Source organism: Streptomyces javensis, assembly GCF_039525925.1.
Taxonomy (GTDB): Bacteria; Actinomycetota; Actinomycetes; order Streptomycetales; family Streptomycetaceae; genus Streptomyces; species Streptomyces asiaticus.
The window spans coordinates 16,457-31,838 of sequence record NZ_BAAAIF010000094.1; the positions used below are offsets into that span (position 1 = coordinate 16,457).

Annotated in this window: 14 protein-coding genes; 12 read left to right on the plus strand and 2 right to left on the minus strand. The window is 68.1% G+C overall.

From position 1 onward, the window contains the following. Window positions 1–6: 6 nt before the first annotated feature. From ABD329_RS43490 to ABD329_RS43545, 12 genes are all read left to right on the plus strand, one after another. Complete coding sequence (locus tag ABD329_RS43490; RefSeq protein WP_246618409.1) at window positions 7–1,074, plus strand: DUF6207 family protein; 1,068 nt, start codon at window positions 7–9, stop codon at window positions 1,072–1,074. Between the two features lie 210 nt (window positions 1,075–1,284). Next, window positions 1,285–2,175 (plus strand): PIN domain-containing protein, encoded by an 891-nt coding sequence (locus ABD329_RS43495; RefSeq protein WP_198276868.1) that lies wholly within the window; start codon window positions 1,285–1,287, stop codon window positions 2,173–2,175. 306 nt (window positions 2,176–2,481) lie between these two features. Beyond that, window positions 2,482–3,714, plus strand: coding sequence for a hypothetical protein (locus ABD329_RS43500; protein ID WP_198276869.1), 1,233 nt, complete (start codon window positions 2,482–2,484; stop codon window positions 3,712–3,714). Window positions 3,715–4,031: 317 nt separating this feature from the next. Beyond that, window positions 4,032–6,173, plus strand: a complete 2,142-nt coding sequence (gene tap / locus ABD329_RS43505) for a telomere-associated protein Tap (protein ID WP_198276870.1) — start codon at window positions 4,032–4,034, stop codon at window positions 6,171–6,173. A 3-nt stretch (window positions 6,174–6,176) separates the two neighbouring features. Then, window positions 6,177–6,398: a hypothetical protein gene (locus ABD329_RS43510; RefSeq protein ID WP_198276871.1), complete on the plus strand. Its 222-nt coding sequence runs from the start codon at window positions 6,177–6,179 to the stop codon at window positions 6,396–6,398. 8 nt (window positions 6,399–6,406) lie between these two features. Further along, entirely contained in the window at window positions 6,407–6,961 is a 555-nt protein-coding gene (tpg, locus tag ABD329_RS43515) for a telomere-protecting terminal protein Tpg (protein WP_198276872.1), read from the plus strand. Between the two features lie 367 nt (window positions 6,962–7,328). Beyond that, a complete protein-coding gene (locus tag ABD329_RS43520) occupies window positions 7,329–7,772 on the plus strand; it encodes an effector-associated constant component EACC1 (RefSeq protein WP_198276873.1) in 444 nt (147 codons plus the stop codon). Window positions 7,773–7,791: 19 nt separating this feature from the next. Next, window positions 7,792–10,419, plus strand: a complete 2,628-nt coding sequence (locus ABD329_RS43525) for a caspase family protein (RefSeq protein WP_198276874.1) — start codon at window positions 7,792–7,794, stop codon at window positions 10,417–10,419. Window positions 10,420–10,714: 295 nt separating this feature from the next. After that, window positions 10,715–11,149 carry a hypothetical protein gene (locus tag ABD329_RS43530; protein WP_198276875.1) on the plus strand — a complete coding sequence of 145 codons (435 nt, stop codon included), beginning with the start codon at window positions 10,715–10,717 and terminating at the stop codon, window positions 11,147–11,149. Then, the gene (locus tag ABD329_RS43535) at window positions 11,065–11,625 is read left to right on the plus strand and encodes a hypothetical protein (protein ID WP_198276876.1); all 561 of its coding nucleotides are present in this window, start codon (window positions 11,065–11,067) and stop codon (window positions 11,623–11,625) included. Before ABD329_RS43530 ends, ABD329_RS43535 begins: the two co-directional genes overlap by 85 nt. A gap of 101 nt (window positions 11,626–11,726) precedes the next feature. Further along, on the plus strand, window positions 11,727–12,506 hold the full coding sequence (locus ABD329_RS43540; RefSeq protein ID WP_198276877.1) for a hypothetical protein: 780 nt from the start codon (window positions 11,727–11,729) through the stop codon (window positions 12,504–12,506). Between the two features lie 341 nt (window positions 12,507–12,847). Beyond that, the gene (locus tag ABD329_RS43545) at window positions 12,848–13,066 is read left to right on the plus strand and encodes a hypothetical protein (protein ID WP_198276878.1); all 219 of its coding nucleotides are present in this window, start codon (window positions 12,848–12,850) and stop codon (window positions 13,064–13,066) included. 122 nt (window positions 13,067–13,188) lie between these two features. Here ABD329_RS43545 and ABD329_RS43550 read toward each other — a convergent pair whose 3' ends face one another. Beyond that, window positions 13,189–13,608: a helix-turn-helix domain-containing protein gene (locus ABD329_RS43550; RefSeq protein ID WP_198276879.1), complete on the minus strand. Its 420-nt coding sequence runs from the start codon at window positions 13,606–13,608 to the stop codon at window positions 13,189–13,191. A 56-nt stretch (window positions 13,609–13,664) separates the two neighbouring features. Beyond that, on the minus strand, window positions 13,665–14,285 hold the full coding sequence (locus ABD329_RS43555) for a hypothetical protein (RefSeq protein ID WP_198276880.1): 621 nt from the start codon (window positions 14,283–14,285) through the stop codon (window positions 13,665–13,667). Window positions 14,286–15,382 lie beyond the last annotated feature (1,097 nt).

Consider the following 15,382-nt stretch of genomic DNA (forward strand, 5'->3'; position numbering starts at 1 on the left):
ACCGTAATGACTTCCATCGACCATCTCCTCGCCCGGGCTCTGCTGGTGAAAGACCCCCAGGTCCCCGCGGACACCGTCCCCTATGAAGACACCGCCTACCCCGCCTTCACATGGGACAGCTGCGACCGTGATCCGAGAGACGACACCGCCGCGAGGAACCTTCAGGCCCTGTGCGAGGTGGCGATCACCCATTCCACCTTCACCCCCAGCCAGCTCGCCGACTTCATCACCGAACAGCTGCCCGCCCCCCGCGCCGCATGGTTCCTCGGCTGCGTCCTGCAACTCGCCGACGCCGAGGACGGCGCACGCTTTTGGTGGCAGTACGCCGCCGGCGCCGGTGACGACGCCGCCGCCTACTGCCTCTACCTGCACCACCTGGCGCTCGGCGACAGCCACGCGGCCGCCCTCTGGCTCGAACAGACCAGCCTCGAGACCCAGCACTACACCGACACAGCCAACCCGGCCGGCGACGACGTACCGGACGTCGATGCCAGCATCCCCACCGTCCTGCGCATCCTCAGCCACCTCACCCCTGCGGCAGACCGCAAGCCCACCGAAGCCACCGCCGCCGTCATGGACTACGTAGCCGCCGCCGTCGCCGCCGGCTACGCCCGCAATCCCGGCTACGAAATCCCGCTGCCCGGACCGAACTTCGCCGCACACATCGAAATCATTCTCCGCGCCACCTCAAGCGCCGCGCGGACCTCCCGCCAGACAAAGCAGTCGGCCACGACCTTGCCCAACCGTCTCCCACTCGACCCCCACAGCGGCGACCGCCCTCACGAGGTGCACGCCCAGGAGGAGCCGGAGCACGTTCTCATGGAGGCCGCGGCCGCCGACGACGAGTCCGTGTCAGCCTTCCAGGGAGCGATCGCCGCCTGCTGGGATAGCGCCACCGCCGACCTCACCGACAGAGAGATGGACCAGCCCGGAGTGCGGCTGCGCTACTACCTCAACCGGCGCCCACGCATCGGCACCGACTATGCATCCCGTGCAGCATCACGACCTGAGCCAATGGCCGCGCCTGCCGCCACCAGGTGCGAATCCAGAAGCTGTAAACAAACTCCTCGTTGACCTCTTGAGGGGGGGCGGTTCCGTTCTCTTGGGAATCTCGCCGCATTCCACGAGCTCGTACACCACGACGAGTCGGTGGCCGTGGCGATGGCCACCGGCTTCCTGCGCCACCTGGAGATCGCGTTCAAAAGGCCACATTGCTGACTTCCTGTCGCCGTTGTGTCGTGCCAGCGGACCGACGGTGTCAGTGGGGTGGGTCATCATCGGTGGATGCCGAAGAAGTCCCTGCCCCCGACGTACCAAGAGCGCCTCCTGGAGGAGCTCGGTGCGATGGAGCGCGACTACATCGCCGTGCTGGACGATTCCGAAATCCAGTACGTCAACCCGAACAGGCCGGGAGACGGCGTCATCTTCGTTGGCGCGGCGGACTGGGGATGGGGCCCGAGCACTCCGGCGCTGGAGGCCCGGCGCATGGACCTGCTACGGCGTCTGCGGGACTGGGAGCCGCGCTTCCGTCTGCTGTTCCCGCACCCCACTCCCGAGGCGGCAGAGAAGCTCAAGGAGGGCCTGGAACACCTGGAGCGCTGGCTGGTCCGCGAAGGCACCTGGAGCGACTGGTCCGTCCCGCAGCACATCCCCCAGGCCGTGAAGCAGCTGCAGGCGTCGGTGCAGCAGCTCTGTGACCTGACCGAACTGCTGCCGACCGATCCCTGGCCGGTCCGTCTGGTCGTCGATACCAACGCCCTCATCGACAACCCCGACCTCGCCATCTACACCGGCCAGATCGGCACCCGCTACATGGCACACCTGCTGCCGGTGGTGCTCCGAGAACTGGACGACCACAAGCGCGCCGGCCGCACCGACGTCCTGCGCGACGCGGCCAAGAAGGCCGACCGGCGCCTGAAAGGACTGCGCAACAACGGTGATGTCACCCGCGGCGTCCGGGTCGCTGGCGACGTCCACGCCGTGTTCGAGTACATCGAGCCCAAAGCGGACGCGCTGCCCGACTGGCTCGACCTGACCGTGCCGGACGACCGCTTCGTCGCCTCCACACTGCTGCTGCAGTCCCGGCACCCCGGATCAGCGTGGTTCGTCGCCACCAGCGACATCAACCTGCAGACCAAGCTGGCCGCCGTCGCCCTGCCCTTCATAGAGCCCTGACCGCGCGCTGGCCACAAGCGCTCAAACCCGCTCAAGGCGGTGAGGCTCACAGCCTATTCCCCCAGGTACAACGCTGTCCTGCGAGGCGTGCGAGGCCGTGCGGCAACGTGTCTCCGGCCGCGGGGCACTGACCGTATCCAGCGGTCGAGGGCGCGCGAGCCGTCATGCGATCGGGTGAACTGTGAGTCCACGGCTACCGGCGGCTACTCCGTGCGGGTGACGGATTGTCAGTCCTGCTGCTTAGTGTCCGGGTTCATGACGAATCGAGAGCGCCTTCGCGGTGCTCGTTGCCCAAGGCGGTGACTCATGAGCTTGACCTCCGGGATTCATTGTCCGCGCACCCCGCTGCGCCGGTTTCTGGACCGTGAACTGTCGGCCGGCGCCCGCCCGTTACGGAAGAGCTTCCGTGCCCGGGATCAGAGCGACCAGATTCTGCTGCCAGGCCCGGGCGTCGGTACGGAGGCCGGGAACGTCGGCACCGCGATCGACTACCGGCTGCGCCTGGCCTTCACCGCTGCCGAGCCCGTCGACCACGTCGCGCGCGCCGGCATCCTGCTTACCGGCACCCGCGGCTCCCATCCGAGTCAGCGGATGCGGGCCGTGGGCGAGGAACTCGCCGCGCGGCTGGAGGAGACGGTCCTTGGCCTGCAGCTCGACAACCGTGAGCTGCCGATGGACCGGGCCCAGGACGAAGAGGAGGACCTGGCCCGGATGCTGATCGCGGCAGCCTGGTACCAGGTCAACTACCGCACCTCGATCGGGTTCGCCTTCACCCCGCTGGCCGGCGCCGCCTGGGAGGACCCCAGCGCCTTCACCCTCGAGCGGCTGCTCCAGCTCCCGCACCGCGACATGGTGGCCGACGTCGTCGCCCAACTCTACAAGGCAGCCACAGGACCACTGGAGGCCCTGCGAGCCCGCACACGGCCCGAGGACTGCACGCCCGGCCCTACGTTCCCGACCGACCGGATCACCGCGGACGCCGACCTCGCCGTCGACGGGATACTGCTCGACTTCAAGAGCACCCGCCACACCCGCACGCTCCGCCAGGCCGAAGCGTGGCAGCTGATCGGCTACCTGCTGCTCGACGCCGAGGACCAGTACCGGATCGACACTGTCGGCCTGTATCTGTCGCGCTCCGGCACGCTGGCCAGCTGGCCCGTGGAGGAGTACCTGGAACTGCTCGGGGCCTGCCGCCGCGACATCGGCGTTTTCCGTGCCGCGTTTGCCGAGCTCCTCGAGGGCTGCACGGCCGACGCCGAACCGCGCGAGAAGGAGGAGGCAGACCGTGTCCGACGGCTGCTGCAGCGCCTGACCCCCGTCGCCGCTCCTGGCCACTGCCAGGTGTGCACGCAACGCTGCCCCGACTCCAACCACAAGCCCCGGGAGTTCTGCTCAACCTGGTGCCGCGGCCGCGCCCAGGTCCTCCGCAACAAGGGTCTGCTGCCCGGCGGTCCGGACCTGCTGCTCCCCCGCCCCCTCAAGAAGCCCCCGGACCTACCCGACGACGCGGAGATTGTAGGCCTCACAGCCCGCGTGTAAACAGGCTCAGGGCGGCCGGGAACGACGAGACGCCGCTCCCGGCCGGGGCGGCGCGGTGCGGTGCTAGGCGACGGCATGGGCGGCGGCCGGGATCCCATGCTGAGCACGCCTGTGGCCTGCGCGGTCAACCTTCAGTGACATAAACCGGCGCCCGTCAGCCCTCAGTGGCACACGGCCAAGATTCGATGACAGACGACATCGTTCCAGAGCATCCAGGGCGTCATCTCCGCGCATCCGAACACTCTTCGAATGGGTTAAAGAATCAGGTTAAAGAATGGGGTAAACAATGCTAGTGTTCGGGGTGGAGGTAGAGACGTATGACTTCTGAGGAAGAGCTGTTCGCGTCGGTGGACGCGCTGCTGGAGGAGGAGCCGCAGCTCCCGCCCCCGGCGGAGCGTGCCCGGCTGCGTGAGGCCGCCGGCGTCACCCAGGCCCGCCTCGCGGTCGCGCTGAAGACATCGACGCAGACGGTGAAGAACTACGAGAACGGCCGCTCCGAGCCGAAGGAGCCGCGGCTGTCGGCGTACCAGCGGCTGCTGCGCGGCTGGGCGGCGAAGTACCCTGCGCACGGCGCCCCCACCGCCCCTGCGGCTGCGCCCACCCCGACCGCCGCACCGGAGGTGCCGGCCACGTTCACCGGCCCGGCCGCCCCCGAGGCGTCCGAGGCGGAGACCGTCGCACCGGTGAAGGCTCCCGCCGGCCCTGCCGCTCCGGCCGCGCCGGAGCGCCCGGCCACCCGCCGCCCGGCGACGTCGCGGCGTCCGGCCGCGAAGAAGGCGGCCAAGCCCGCGGCCGACCCGCGCTTCCCGCACGGCCCGCTCGCCGTACTGGACGGTGACGGCTCCGCCTACGGCATCGACGGGATCGTGCTGGACTGCCCGGCGACCACGGTGGTGGAGCTGGTGGAGTGGACGCTGCGTGACTCCGGCCTCGGCGCGTCGAAGCTGCACCGGTACGGCAAGGACTCCGATCCGCTGATCGTGCTCACCGCCGCGGCCGCCGTGAAGCTCGGGCTGCCCGAGCGCCTGGAGGGCCACGAGCAGCGCCGCTCCCTGCGTCTCCCGGAGGACCACCCGGTGGTCAAGCAGGTAGGACGCGCGAAGTGGCAGCTCACGCAGCGCGGGTTCGGCCCGTGGGCGCGGATCTACCGCAAGGCGCAGGGCCGGGAGCGGCAGTGCGTGCAGCTGGCGATCCTGTCCTGGGACGCCCTCGATGAGCGCTCCTGGCCGGGCGTCTCCGAGATGGAGCCGGCCGACATCGCCCGCGTCCTCGGTGTCTACGCCCAGCGGGTCATCACCCCGCGCGGCTCCACCGCTGTCTCCGGGCTGGAGTTGATGACGGCGCTGCGCCCGCCGACGAAGGCCGTGCAGGACCCGGAGACCGGGAACTGGGTGTCGGGCCACAACCCCGGGAGCCTGGGGACGGAGCCGATGGACCCGGCGCCGCCGGAGGCCACCGCCGAACACCCCGTCGTCGTTCAGTCCGGCTGGACCGGCGGGTTCCTCAACGAGGAGGCGTACCAGTGGGTGCGGTCGGTGGACTCGCTCAGTGATGAGGAGTGCATGCTGCCCTTCGCGGTCGGCCTGGACCTGAACACCGCCTTCCTTGCGGCCGCGGCCCGCCTGGTCGTCGGCCTGTCCGCCCCGGACCACTTCCACACCCCGAAGTTCAACCCGAAGATCCCTGGCAGCTGGCTGGTCGACCTGAGCCACATCGAGCTGGACCCGCGCCTGCCCAGCCCTTTCACCCCGGACGGCACCCGGCCGACGGGCCCGGCCTGGTATCAGACGCACACCGTCGCCTACGCCCAGGAGCTCGGCTACGACGTCCACCCGATCGAGGCGTACCTGCGGCGGGAGACCGGTGCGTACCTGGACCCGTGGCACGACCGGCTCAAGACCGCCTACGTCGACACCCTCGCCGACCTCGGCGTCACCAAGGACCTGGACGACCGTCAGTTCCTCGCCGCGATGGAGCTGCACAAGCAGGTCGACCCGGCCCTGGCCGCCGTCCTCGCAGCCATCAAAGCCACAGTGAAGGGCGGCGTCGGAAAGCTCCGCGAGCGCCCGCAGGGCAAGCACTACAAGGAGGGCGAGCGGTGGCCGGCCCTGGAGCGGCCGACCTGGCGCCCCGACATCCGCGCCGCCGTCATCAGCAAGGCCCGGGTCAACATGCACCGCAAGCTGCGCAACATGGCCAAGATGACAGGCCTGTACCCGCTCGCGGTGTTGTCCGACTGCGTCGTCTACCCCTCGCCGGGTGACAGCCCGCTGGACTTCCTCCCCTACGCCACCTCCGGCAAGCCGCAGCCCGGCGGCTTCCGCCTCGGACCCACGCCCGGCCTGGCGAAGCTGGAAGGCGTCCAGCCCATGCTGTGGGCGGTCGACCTGATGGAGAAGGGATACAACCCGGCCCGCCACATCAAGGGCGGCGACGCCGTCCTGGACGAAGGCGAGTAGACCGTGACCACCGACACCAGCACGCCATCGCTGGAGGCCGGCGCGGAGCTGGAACGGACGCTGGACCGCCTGGAGGCGCGCATGGAGGCCCTGCAGTTCTCCCTGCGCACCCTCCGCACCTCGCCGCGGTTCGAGCTGTGGTGGCACGACCTGCGCGAGACCCGCGAGACCTGGTTCCGGCTGGTCGACACAGGCGGCCAGGACCCCACCCCCGAAGGGAGCTGAGTACCGCCGTGGAAATCCACGACGCGATCGAGCGGGCCGACCGGGAGGGCTTCACCCGGGAGCCGCCCAAGACACTCAAGGGCCGGATCGGCTACCTGCTCAAGCAGTTGGGCAGCGCGAAGGCCGTCGCGCAGGAAATCGGGGTCACCGCCGACTCCGTCAACCGCTACCGGCGCGGCGCCCGCAAGCACGCCCGCGCCGACGTCGCCGCGAAGATCGACGACGCCGTACGGCAGCGATGGCAACCGCAGGTGCGCAAGCGCCGCCAGCGCCAGGCCGCCACCACCGGCGGGATCACGGTGGAGACCCGGGCCCGCTTCGGGTACACCGCGCCCATCGGCACGACCGACGACGGACGCTTCCGGCGACTCACCGTGCACCTCCCCCCGGAGTACGCCCGCCGCCTGTTCGACGCCCGTGACGCCGGGGCCAGCGACCAGCAGATGCGTGGGATCATCGCCGAAGGCTTTAAGGACGTGTATTTCCAGGACGGCGGTGCCCGCGCTATGGGACTCTCGGACGTCGCCATTAACGACATCGACTATCTGGACCTGGACTTCTGAAAGCAGGGGAAAGCGTGACTACGGAATTCCCGGCCGGGAGTCGAAGCCCGGTAGTTGTCACCAAGGCAGGCTTGTTGCCACCGGCGAGGTCGTGAGGCAGGGATGGTTGATCGTTCGCACTGAGCGTTTCGCGGGTGGGCAGGCAGGGCTTGTGGAGGCGACCGAAGCCGGCGTATGGCGGAGCAAGAACCGAACCCCGCTGAACCCGGGGCACACCATGCACTCTACGAAACTCAGGGCAGCTCACAGATGGTCGGGCGACAATAGAACTCACCGCGGGAGACGGCTTGATGATGCCGTTCCGCCAGGACAGTTTGGGGGGCGTGTGCGCGTACGCATCGGAGGGGAGAGGCTGGCGGGGGAGAGCGTGGGCAACGGCAGCGGGAACCTGACCGGTCGCTTTGCGGACTGGCTTGCCAGGGACCGGGCTGTGGGCCGATACGTCACGATGACCCGCGAACGCTCGGGCACAGACGACGGCGGAATGTCGGGAGACCTCCTGGAGTGGATCGGCCTGACACTGAGCACCGGGTTTTCGACCGCCAGCCTGATCTATGCTCACCTGAACTTTCGCGCCTCCCTCCCTCCGCGCCAGCGGAGCGACGCACGGATGGTTGTTGAGCACAACGGTGTACGCGTCGTGATCGAGGAAGGAGGCGCAGAGGATGTAGCCCGTCTCGCTCGCCTCCTGGACAGCACGGTGGACGGCGCTGACGGCGCCTCGACCGGCCACGCGAACCCAGGTGGCAGGGACAGCGTCGGGCAACGTACCGGGGACGACATCGAAGGGACGGCAAGTGGCGCTTCCTGATCCGCACAGGAGCCGTGCGGTGCTGGTCGGAATCGCTGACTACACGCACGCCGACCTGGTCGCCATGCCGGCGGCGGCCAGGGGTGCGGACCACCTGGCCCGACTGCTCCGCGAGCCGTCGATCTGGGGGCTCCCGCACGAGTACGTCACCGTCCTTGGCACCGACACCACGCAGGAACGGATTCTGACGGCAGTCAGGGATGCTGCGCTGGCCACGGAAGACACGTTGGTGGTGTACTTCGCCGGGCACGGGCTGCGTGACCCAGGTGAACGCCTCCACCTAGCGCTGGTCGACGCCGACCCCGACTACCCCCAGATCGGCACCCTGCCCTATCGCCAACTCCGCGACTTGATCAGGCAAGCCGGCCACCGAGCCAAACACCGCGTCACCGTCCTGGACTGCTGCTATAGCGGCATCGCCGGCGGTATGTCCCACCCCACCGCCCCGACCCGCGACGAGCTGGCCACCGCCCTCGACGAACGCGCCCACGCGAACGCCACTGACGGGGTCGACGAGGGGCGGCACGGGTCGGACGAGGATGACCACGGGGACTGCGTGCTGACCTCGGCACCACCGCAGAGCCGTTCGTTTGTACGTGCTGGAGCACCGTTCCCCGAGTTCACGGGTGAGCTGATCGCCACGCTGGAGGCGGGCATCATCGGAGTCGGGCCCATGATCAGTCTGGAAGGTGCCTGGCTGAGGGTTCGCGACCGGATGCGCGGCCGCGATAGTCCAGAACCGCAGCTGTTCGCGCAGAACAACGCCACTCGCCATATTCACTTCCTCAACCGTGCTCCCCGCGAGCGGCGGGAGCAGAGCGCCGCCGCTTCTGACCCAGCTCCCGGCGCATCGGCCGCCCACCTTGAGGCGCGGGCCGCCGCCGAACGCGCCGCCCGTGCTCTCCCGGACGTTTACTACAGCATGTCTGTGCTGGCCGACATCGCGGCTGCAACCGTCACCGTCGATCCCGACAAAACCAGGCAGTTGACCGACGAGGTCCTACGGGCCAGCCACGGGGTAACCAACCCTGACCAGCGTGCTCGTCTTCTCGCACAGGTTGCCACCTCCCTGGTCGGTCTTGATTCGCCACGTGGGCGAGACCTCGTGGACGAGGCTCAGGCGGCGGTTCTGGCCATAGGAGAACCCGATGCGCGGTTTGAGGGGCTGTACAACCTGGCACACACAGTGGCCGCCGCGGACCGTGACCGAGCGACCTGGCTCCTTGAAAAGGTAGAGGAGTGCGCGCATAGCGTCCCTGACGCACGAGATAAGGTCATGCGGCTCCGGGTTTTATCGAACTCCTCGCTGTTAGATGACTCGCCGGCATGGCGTCAGCGCCTCAGGGACGAGGCCGATCACGTCGAGAGCGCTGCCGAGCAGAGCAAGCTGTTCGACGAGTACTCGCGAGAGTCACCGGAGGGATCGCGCCGGGCCAGCGAAGCCAGAGCAAACCCCGACTCACGGTGGACAGTGGTGGAGCTGGTCAAGATCGCCAGAGATCTGGACCAGTCCCACCCCCACCAGGCAGTTGAACTACTGGAGGACGCTGAGCGGACCGTCCGCAAGATCGGCGTTCGCGAGAGGGAAGAGAGGGAGGAGGCGCTGAGCGAACTCACCGGCGCTCTGCCTTTTTGCGTTTCCTGGGCAGCCAGGACCATCCCCGACCGTGTCGTCGACCTTGTTACGAAGGTACGACACACCGTCAACGACCACGCCAGCCACGCGCAGAGAGACCAACTCACCGACCTGGCCTGGACATTGGCCATAACCGCGAACGAGCTGGCCAAAACAAACCCCCGTCGAGCGGTCGAGCTCATCCGTGAAGCCCAGGCCATTACGCCTCAGCCCCCCGGTAAGACACGGCAGCTCCTCCACAAGAAGGTCGCGGAAGCGTTGACCAAAATCGGTGCCGAACTGACCCCGATTGACGCCGAGCAGGCGGTGGCCCTCGCCCATGAGGCGAGGAAGATCGCCGCAGCACAGGACGACACCCTGCATCGAGTGCATACGGATTCCGCAGCCATGCGAGTGCTGGCACTGGCCGGCCAACACCTGGCCAGAGCCGACACAAACCGGTCGGCAGAACTTTTCCGTGAGGCCGAGTCCCTCGCTCGCCGCCTCCCCAAACAGGAGCTGTGGCCTGTCCCGCAGGCGCTGGCCATGGCTGGGAAGTCCATCGCAGGCACGAACCCCGACCAGATGGACACATTCGTTCAGCAGTCCGAACGCCTTGCGCGTGACCTCCCAGAGAAAGACAGGCAACGCTGCCTGCAATCGATCGCCGACGCCCTGATCAAGACCGGAAACGCTCTGGTCGACAGGGACCCCGACCACGCGGCGCTCTACGCTCGCGAAGCCGAACGCATCGTTCGCCAGATTTCAAACGACCGTGACCGTGACTTTCTCCTATACGAGATCATGGGCCTTCAAGCCGAAGTCGTCACACGCCGACCGGCCTACGCCGACCGCGCCAAACAGGTCGCGGAAAGAATGCCCGACGACGGGTTCAAGGCGTTCACCCTACAGAACCTGGCCATAGCGTTGGCCCCTGCTGACTCCGGGCACGCCGAGCGCATCGCCCAGGACATCACCGACGACAGATGTCGGGCGCGCGCCCTGGCATCGATCGCGAAAGCACGGCTGTGAGCCAGGAATCCCTTTTCAGACTGTGGGCACGCAGCGCACGCTCCCGGCGAGGGACTCGTTACGAGATCGCCGCAGAAAATTCAGGATCCCGACCTTCGTCTCTGATGACAGAAAGACTGCTGATTGAGCACCTGTGACAAGTCGGATACCCCGCTTGTGACAACCAGGATTCTTCGACCATTCTCATTCACCAGCTCAGCCGGTCCCGCTGGTGACAACTCCTGAGCTTCGGCTCACGGCCGTCGACGCTGTCCGCGAGTCCGGCTAGGGTCAGGACGCCCGCCTTCCTGATCGTGTGCGAGCCTGCGTCACGGCACCGGAGACCGCTCCCGCCGACGCTCATGCCGCCGTGTGGCTGGAGGAGGACGGCGGCGTGTGGGCCGACTATCCCACCGTGCCGCCGGACGACCATGCACTGCCGCTGGTGTGGGCCGAGGGCCGTCCCGTCTCCCGAGGCGAGTTGGGAACACGCGGGTATGTCCTGTCCCGGATCGCTGTCTGCCGCACCGAACTGGTCTCCACCTTCGGAATGCCGCAGGTGGACAGGTCCGCGCAGTACGCCTGCGTGTGGCTGGACGACGAGGGAGACGTCTGGGCCGACTACCCGACGGCCGACCCCACCGAGGACCTGATCCTCCCACTGGTGTGGGCGCGGGAGCAGACCGACTCCCGAAGCGAGCTGGCACCCGGTACACCCGCACCCTGCGCCAAGCGGAAGCGTGGCAGCTGACCGGCTACCTGCTGCTCGACACGGAGGACCGGTACCGGATCGACACCCTCGGCCTGTATCTCTCACGCTCCGGCACGCTGGCCAGCTGGCCGGTAGAGGAGTACCTGGACCTGCTCGGAGCCTGCCGCCGCGAGCTCCTCGCCTTCCGCACCGTGTTCACCGAGCTGCTCGAAGGCTGCACGGCTGACGTCGAACCGTACGAGCAGGAGGAGGAAGACCGAGTCCGTGACCTCCTGAAGCGCCTGGCTCCCGTCGCCGCCCCCGGCCATTGCCCGGTGTGCACCCGGCCCTGCCCCGCGTCCGGGCGTCGGCCCCGGGAGTTCTGTTCCTCCTGGTGCCGCGGCTGCGTCAAGTTCCTACGCAACAGGGGCCTGCTGCCCGGCGGCCCGGACGTGTTGCTCCCTCGGCCGCGCCAGCGCCTGGACCTGCCCGACGACGCGGAGATTGTGAGTCTCACACCCCGTTTCCCCAGGTAGACAGGGTGAGCTGTGAGGGTGTGAGGCTGTGAGATTACCTACTCGCAGCCGCGCCTCCGTACGCCCTGGTCCGGCACGCCAACCCGGAGGACGATGGAGTCATGGGCGAGCACGACCATGACCAGGACGACGTCGCCGAACCGGCGCGGCCGCCGCTCAGTGCGGCCCGCGCCCGGGAGATGACGGCCGGACTGCGCGAGGCGATGGACGACGTCCGACGCTCCGTGGCGATGCTCGCCGCCCGGGTCCGCGACGCGCACGCCGCCCGCGTCTGGGTGCCGCTCGGGCACGGCAGCTGGGAGTCGTACTGCGCCGCGGAGTTCGGCATCAGCCACGCACAGGCGTACCGGCTGCTCGACGTCGCCCGTTCCCTGACCGCAATCCACGACGCGGTCACCGCCGGCACCGAGACGTCTCGCACGCGAGACACCGACCCGGCAGCTGCGGCCGCCCTCGACTACGGCCTGTCCCAGCGCGCCCTGATCGCCGTCTCCGGCCGCACCGACGACATCGCGGAGCTGATCGCCCGCCGACTCACCACGCTCGCCCACAGCGGCCTCCACGCCCTTGATGAGCCGACGGTGCGCGCGGTGGTCCGCCAGGCCGTCCGTGACGTCCGCACCGCCCCGCCTCCGCCGCCCGCCGACGCGGATCCCACGGTTGCCGCGCTACGCCGCGTCGTCGATGAACTCGCCGCCAGCTCGTACGCGATCGGGGAGCTGATGCTCGAAGTCGCGCCGGCCTACCTGTCCGATGCCGACGCCGTCGACGTCCTGGCGCTGCTGTGCGAGGAGATCGGCGAGCCTCTCGAGCACGGCCTCGTCGCCCGCCGCTACGCGATCTCCGGCGACCGTCGCGCCCTGCACGGCACCGTCCTGTAGGCCACCGCTCCCAGCTGATCCTGTGTGGCACATAGCCCGTTTCCCCAGGTGGGCGGTGCGAGGTGTGAGGCGAGGGCCTGCGTCGACGGGGCCCGCTGCTCTTGGTCGTGCTGCTCGTCGCCGATGTGCCAGGGGGGTGCTGCTCGGTGGGTTCCGGCGGGTAGTGGTCGTCGGGTGGCTGCTGTGGGTGTCGTCCGATGCAGCGCAGTATTTGCATGGGCCAGGCGGCACATGGGTGCTGCACGGGTAGAAGGCCGGCCCCGGCCGTGCAGCGGCCGCGCTACTGCTGCACGCTGCGAGCCCCGCTGCTCGGAAGGCAGCAGCAGGGCAGCGGCGGCTGCATGACGTCGCAGATCTGCGATGTCCCGGGCGAGATCTATGCACAGCTGTTGCATGCAGCACCGGTGGGCGGGGCGGCGTGGTCCGGCCCGCTGGTTGTTGTTCTGGAGAACCAGAACAAGCCGGTTTACCTGGTGCTACCGGACGCCAGATTCTCGATCGGTGCCGGGCCACGTCGAGCTCCCTGGTTTGTTCTGCTGCTCCAGAACGATCTGGTTTAGCTAGTGCTACCGGCTTGATCGCAAGCGGGTACGAAGATGGCGCTGCACCGGGGGTGCAGCGCCATGGAATGCTTCGTGGGGTCAGGACCGCGTTGGAAGGCCAGCAAGGCCTTCGGCGGGGGTCAGCCGGTGGGGGCGAGATTGGCCATCTGGGCGGCGAACCGGGCCCGTCGCTGTTCGGTGAAGCGTCCGGGTTCGGCGGCCTTGATCTCCGGGACCGGCATGACGGGGGAGGAGACAGCACCGCCGGTCAGCAGTGGGTGGAGCTGATAGAGGCCGTCCTCAACGCTCCAGGCGAGCCCGCACTCCCGGAGCTCCTTGAAGCCGCGGTTCACGGTCGGCTTGCTCGCGCCCAGCTCGGCACACATCTCATTCTGGCTGATCGCGGCGGTGCCGGTCTCCGGGTCGCTGAGGTAGAGCAGCTGGTCCAGGACGCGGCGGCCGGCGGTGGAGACGTCGACCAGGGCCAGGAGCCGCAGGACGTCACGGGAGATCGTGACGGGGGCCTCCGTGGGAGGGCTGGGGACGTAAGAGCTGCTCACGGAGCCTCACCACTTCCGATCAGGTCGACGCTGTAACGAGGATATGCCGCGCGAGGTCATGCGCTCGCCTTGCGTACGGGGCGACGCTGCCGGAGCGTGACGACCTTCTCCTTGCGGCGGGCGGCCTCGGCGGCTTTCTTCTCCGCCTCCCGCGCCTGGCGCCACTCGGTGGGGTAGTCGGAGTGCGGGATGATGCAGGCCGGGCCCGGGGCGTCGTTCCACAGCTTCTGCCACTTCTCCTGCTCTCCGGAAGTGCCGGCCACCGTCAGCCACGGGTTCAGCTGGAGGATGCCTCGCTTGGCGGTGCGCATCCAGCGGATGTGCGCGAAGAACTGGCTGGCCTCGTTCACAGAGGCCGCCGACAGGTTGCACCGGGCCTGGAGGTCACGCTGGTTGGTCTTCACAAAGCCGCGGGCAGCGGCCCGGGTCCGGTCGTCGGCGCGGTTGGCGTTCTGCAGCGCCACGAGCTTGCACCAGACCTGAAACCAGGAGCCGGGCATCTTCAGACTGCCGAGCACGTCCATCAGCAGACGGGCATCCAGCACGTAGCCGCTGCACTCCGCGCTCGCGGCGAACTCGCGCCCCTTGATCTTCTCGACGCCCAGGATCAAGCCGCCCTTGCCGTCCGACCGCGCGACGACGCGCTCGCCGGGGCGGACGATCGGCAGCTGTTCCATCAGCACAGTCCTCCAGAGATGATCAACGTTTCGGGGAGCACGGTAGCACTAGGTAAACCGGCTTGTTCTAGAAGGGCAGAACAAACAGTGCCTCACAGTCACCTGACGACCCATCAGTTTCGGGGGGTGTTTGTTCTAGATCTCCAGAACACCCAGGACTCGTTTGTTCTGGAGATCTAGAACAAACGATTTCCCATCACCGCAGGTCAAGGCCGTTTTCGGCGCGGAACGCTCTTATGTCTCACTAGAGCCTGGCTGTCGCACGAACCCCCGCCGATACGCCGCGCGGTGCGCGGCACAAGCAGCTGGCAGCAGCGGGCGTGTCGCCCTCGACGGGGGGCCGGTCTCCGTGCCTGAGCTCGCTTCGCCTGCGGACCCCTGCCCCGGCGCGGGTCGTGGACAGCAACAGCGGCTCTGAGTCTCGGGTGGTGCCCACCGTGATGCTCCAAAGGCCGGAAGCGTGACCAGTGCCAGTGGGCGGTTCCGCCGCCCGGCCCCGGCGGCCGTTCGGCTCCGCTACCTCCCGCACGTCGAATTACGACGCCTCATATCGGGGCTTCCGTTCTGTGGCTGAGCAATTAACGGCCACGCAATCTCGAATTCTTCCGGTACTTTTTCGCCAGAGGACCGGGTAGTGCGGCTAAGACCCAAACACTACACAGCACGTCCACATGATGCATCACCCAGGCCATGCATTCGCTCATCCGGGTGATGCATCGGCGAATTCTGCACCACATGGAGCGTTGGGCATGTATGCTGGCAGGGTATCAGTAAACGTCAACGCATCGATTCAGGGCCCGACGAGGGGTTCGGGTGGAGCGTAGCGAAACCCGTCACTGCGGTGGGGCCGACACCCCGTCAGGCCCATGGCCCGTCACTCTCGTTGCGGAGGCGGTGGCTTGGATCCCCAAACCCTACACAAGCCCGCGCATGATGCATTCCCCTTGCTGCCAGCCTCGGCACCCGCGCTTGCGCGGGTGCTCTCAATTCGCGCTTGCGCGAATTGACACGCTTTTAGAATTCCGCTTGCGGAATTCAATTCCCGCGCTTGCGCGGGAATTTGGCGGAGCGCCAGCGGAGCCGTCACTATGCCCCGG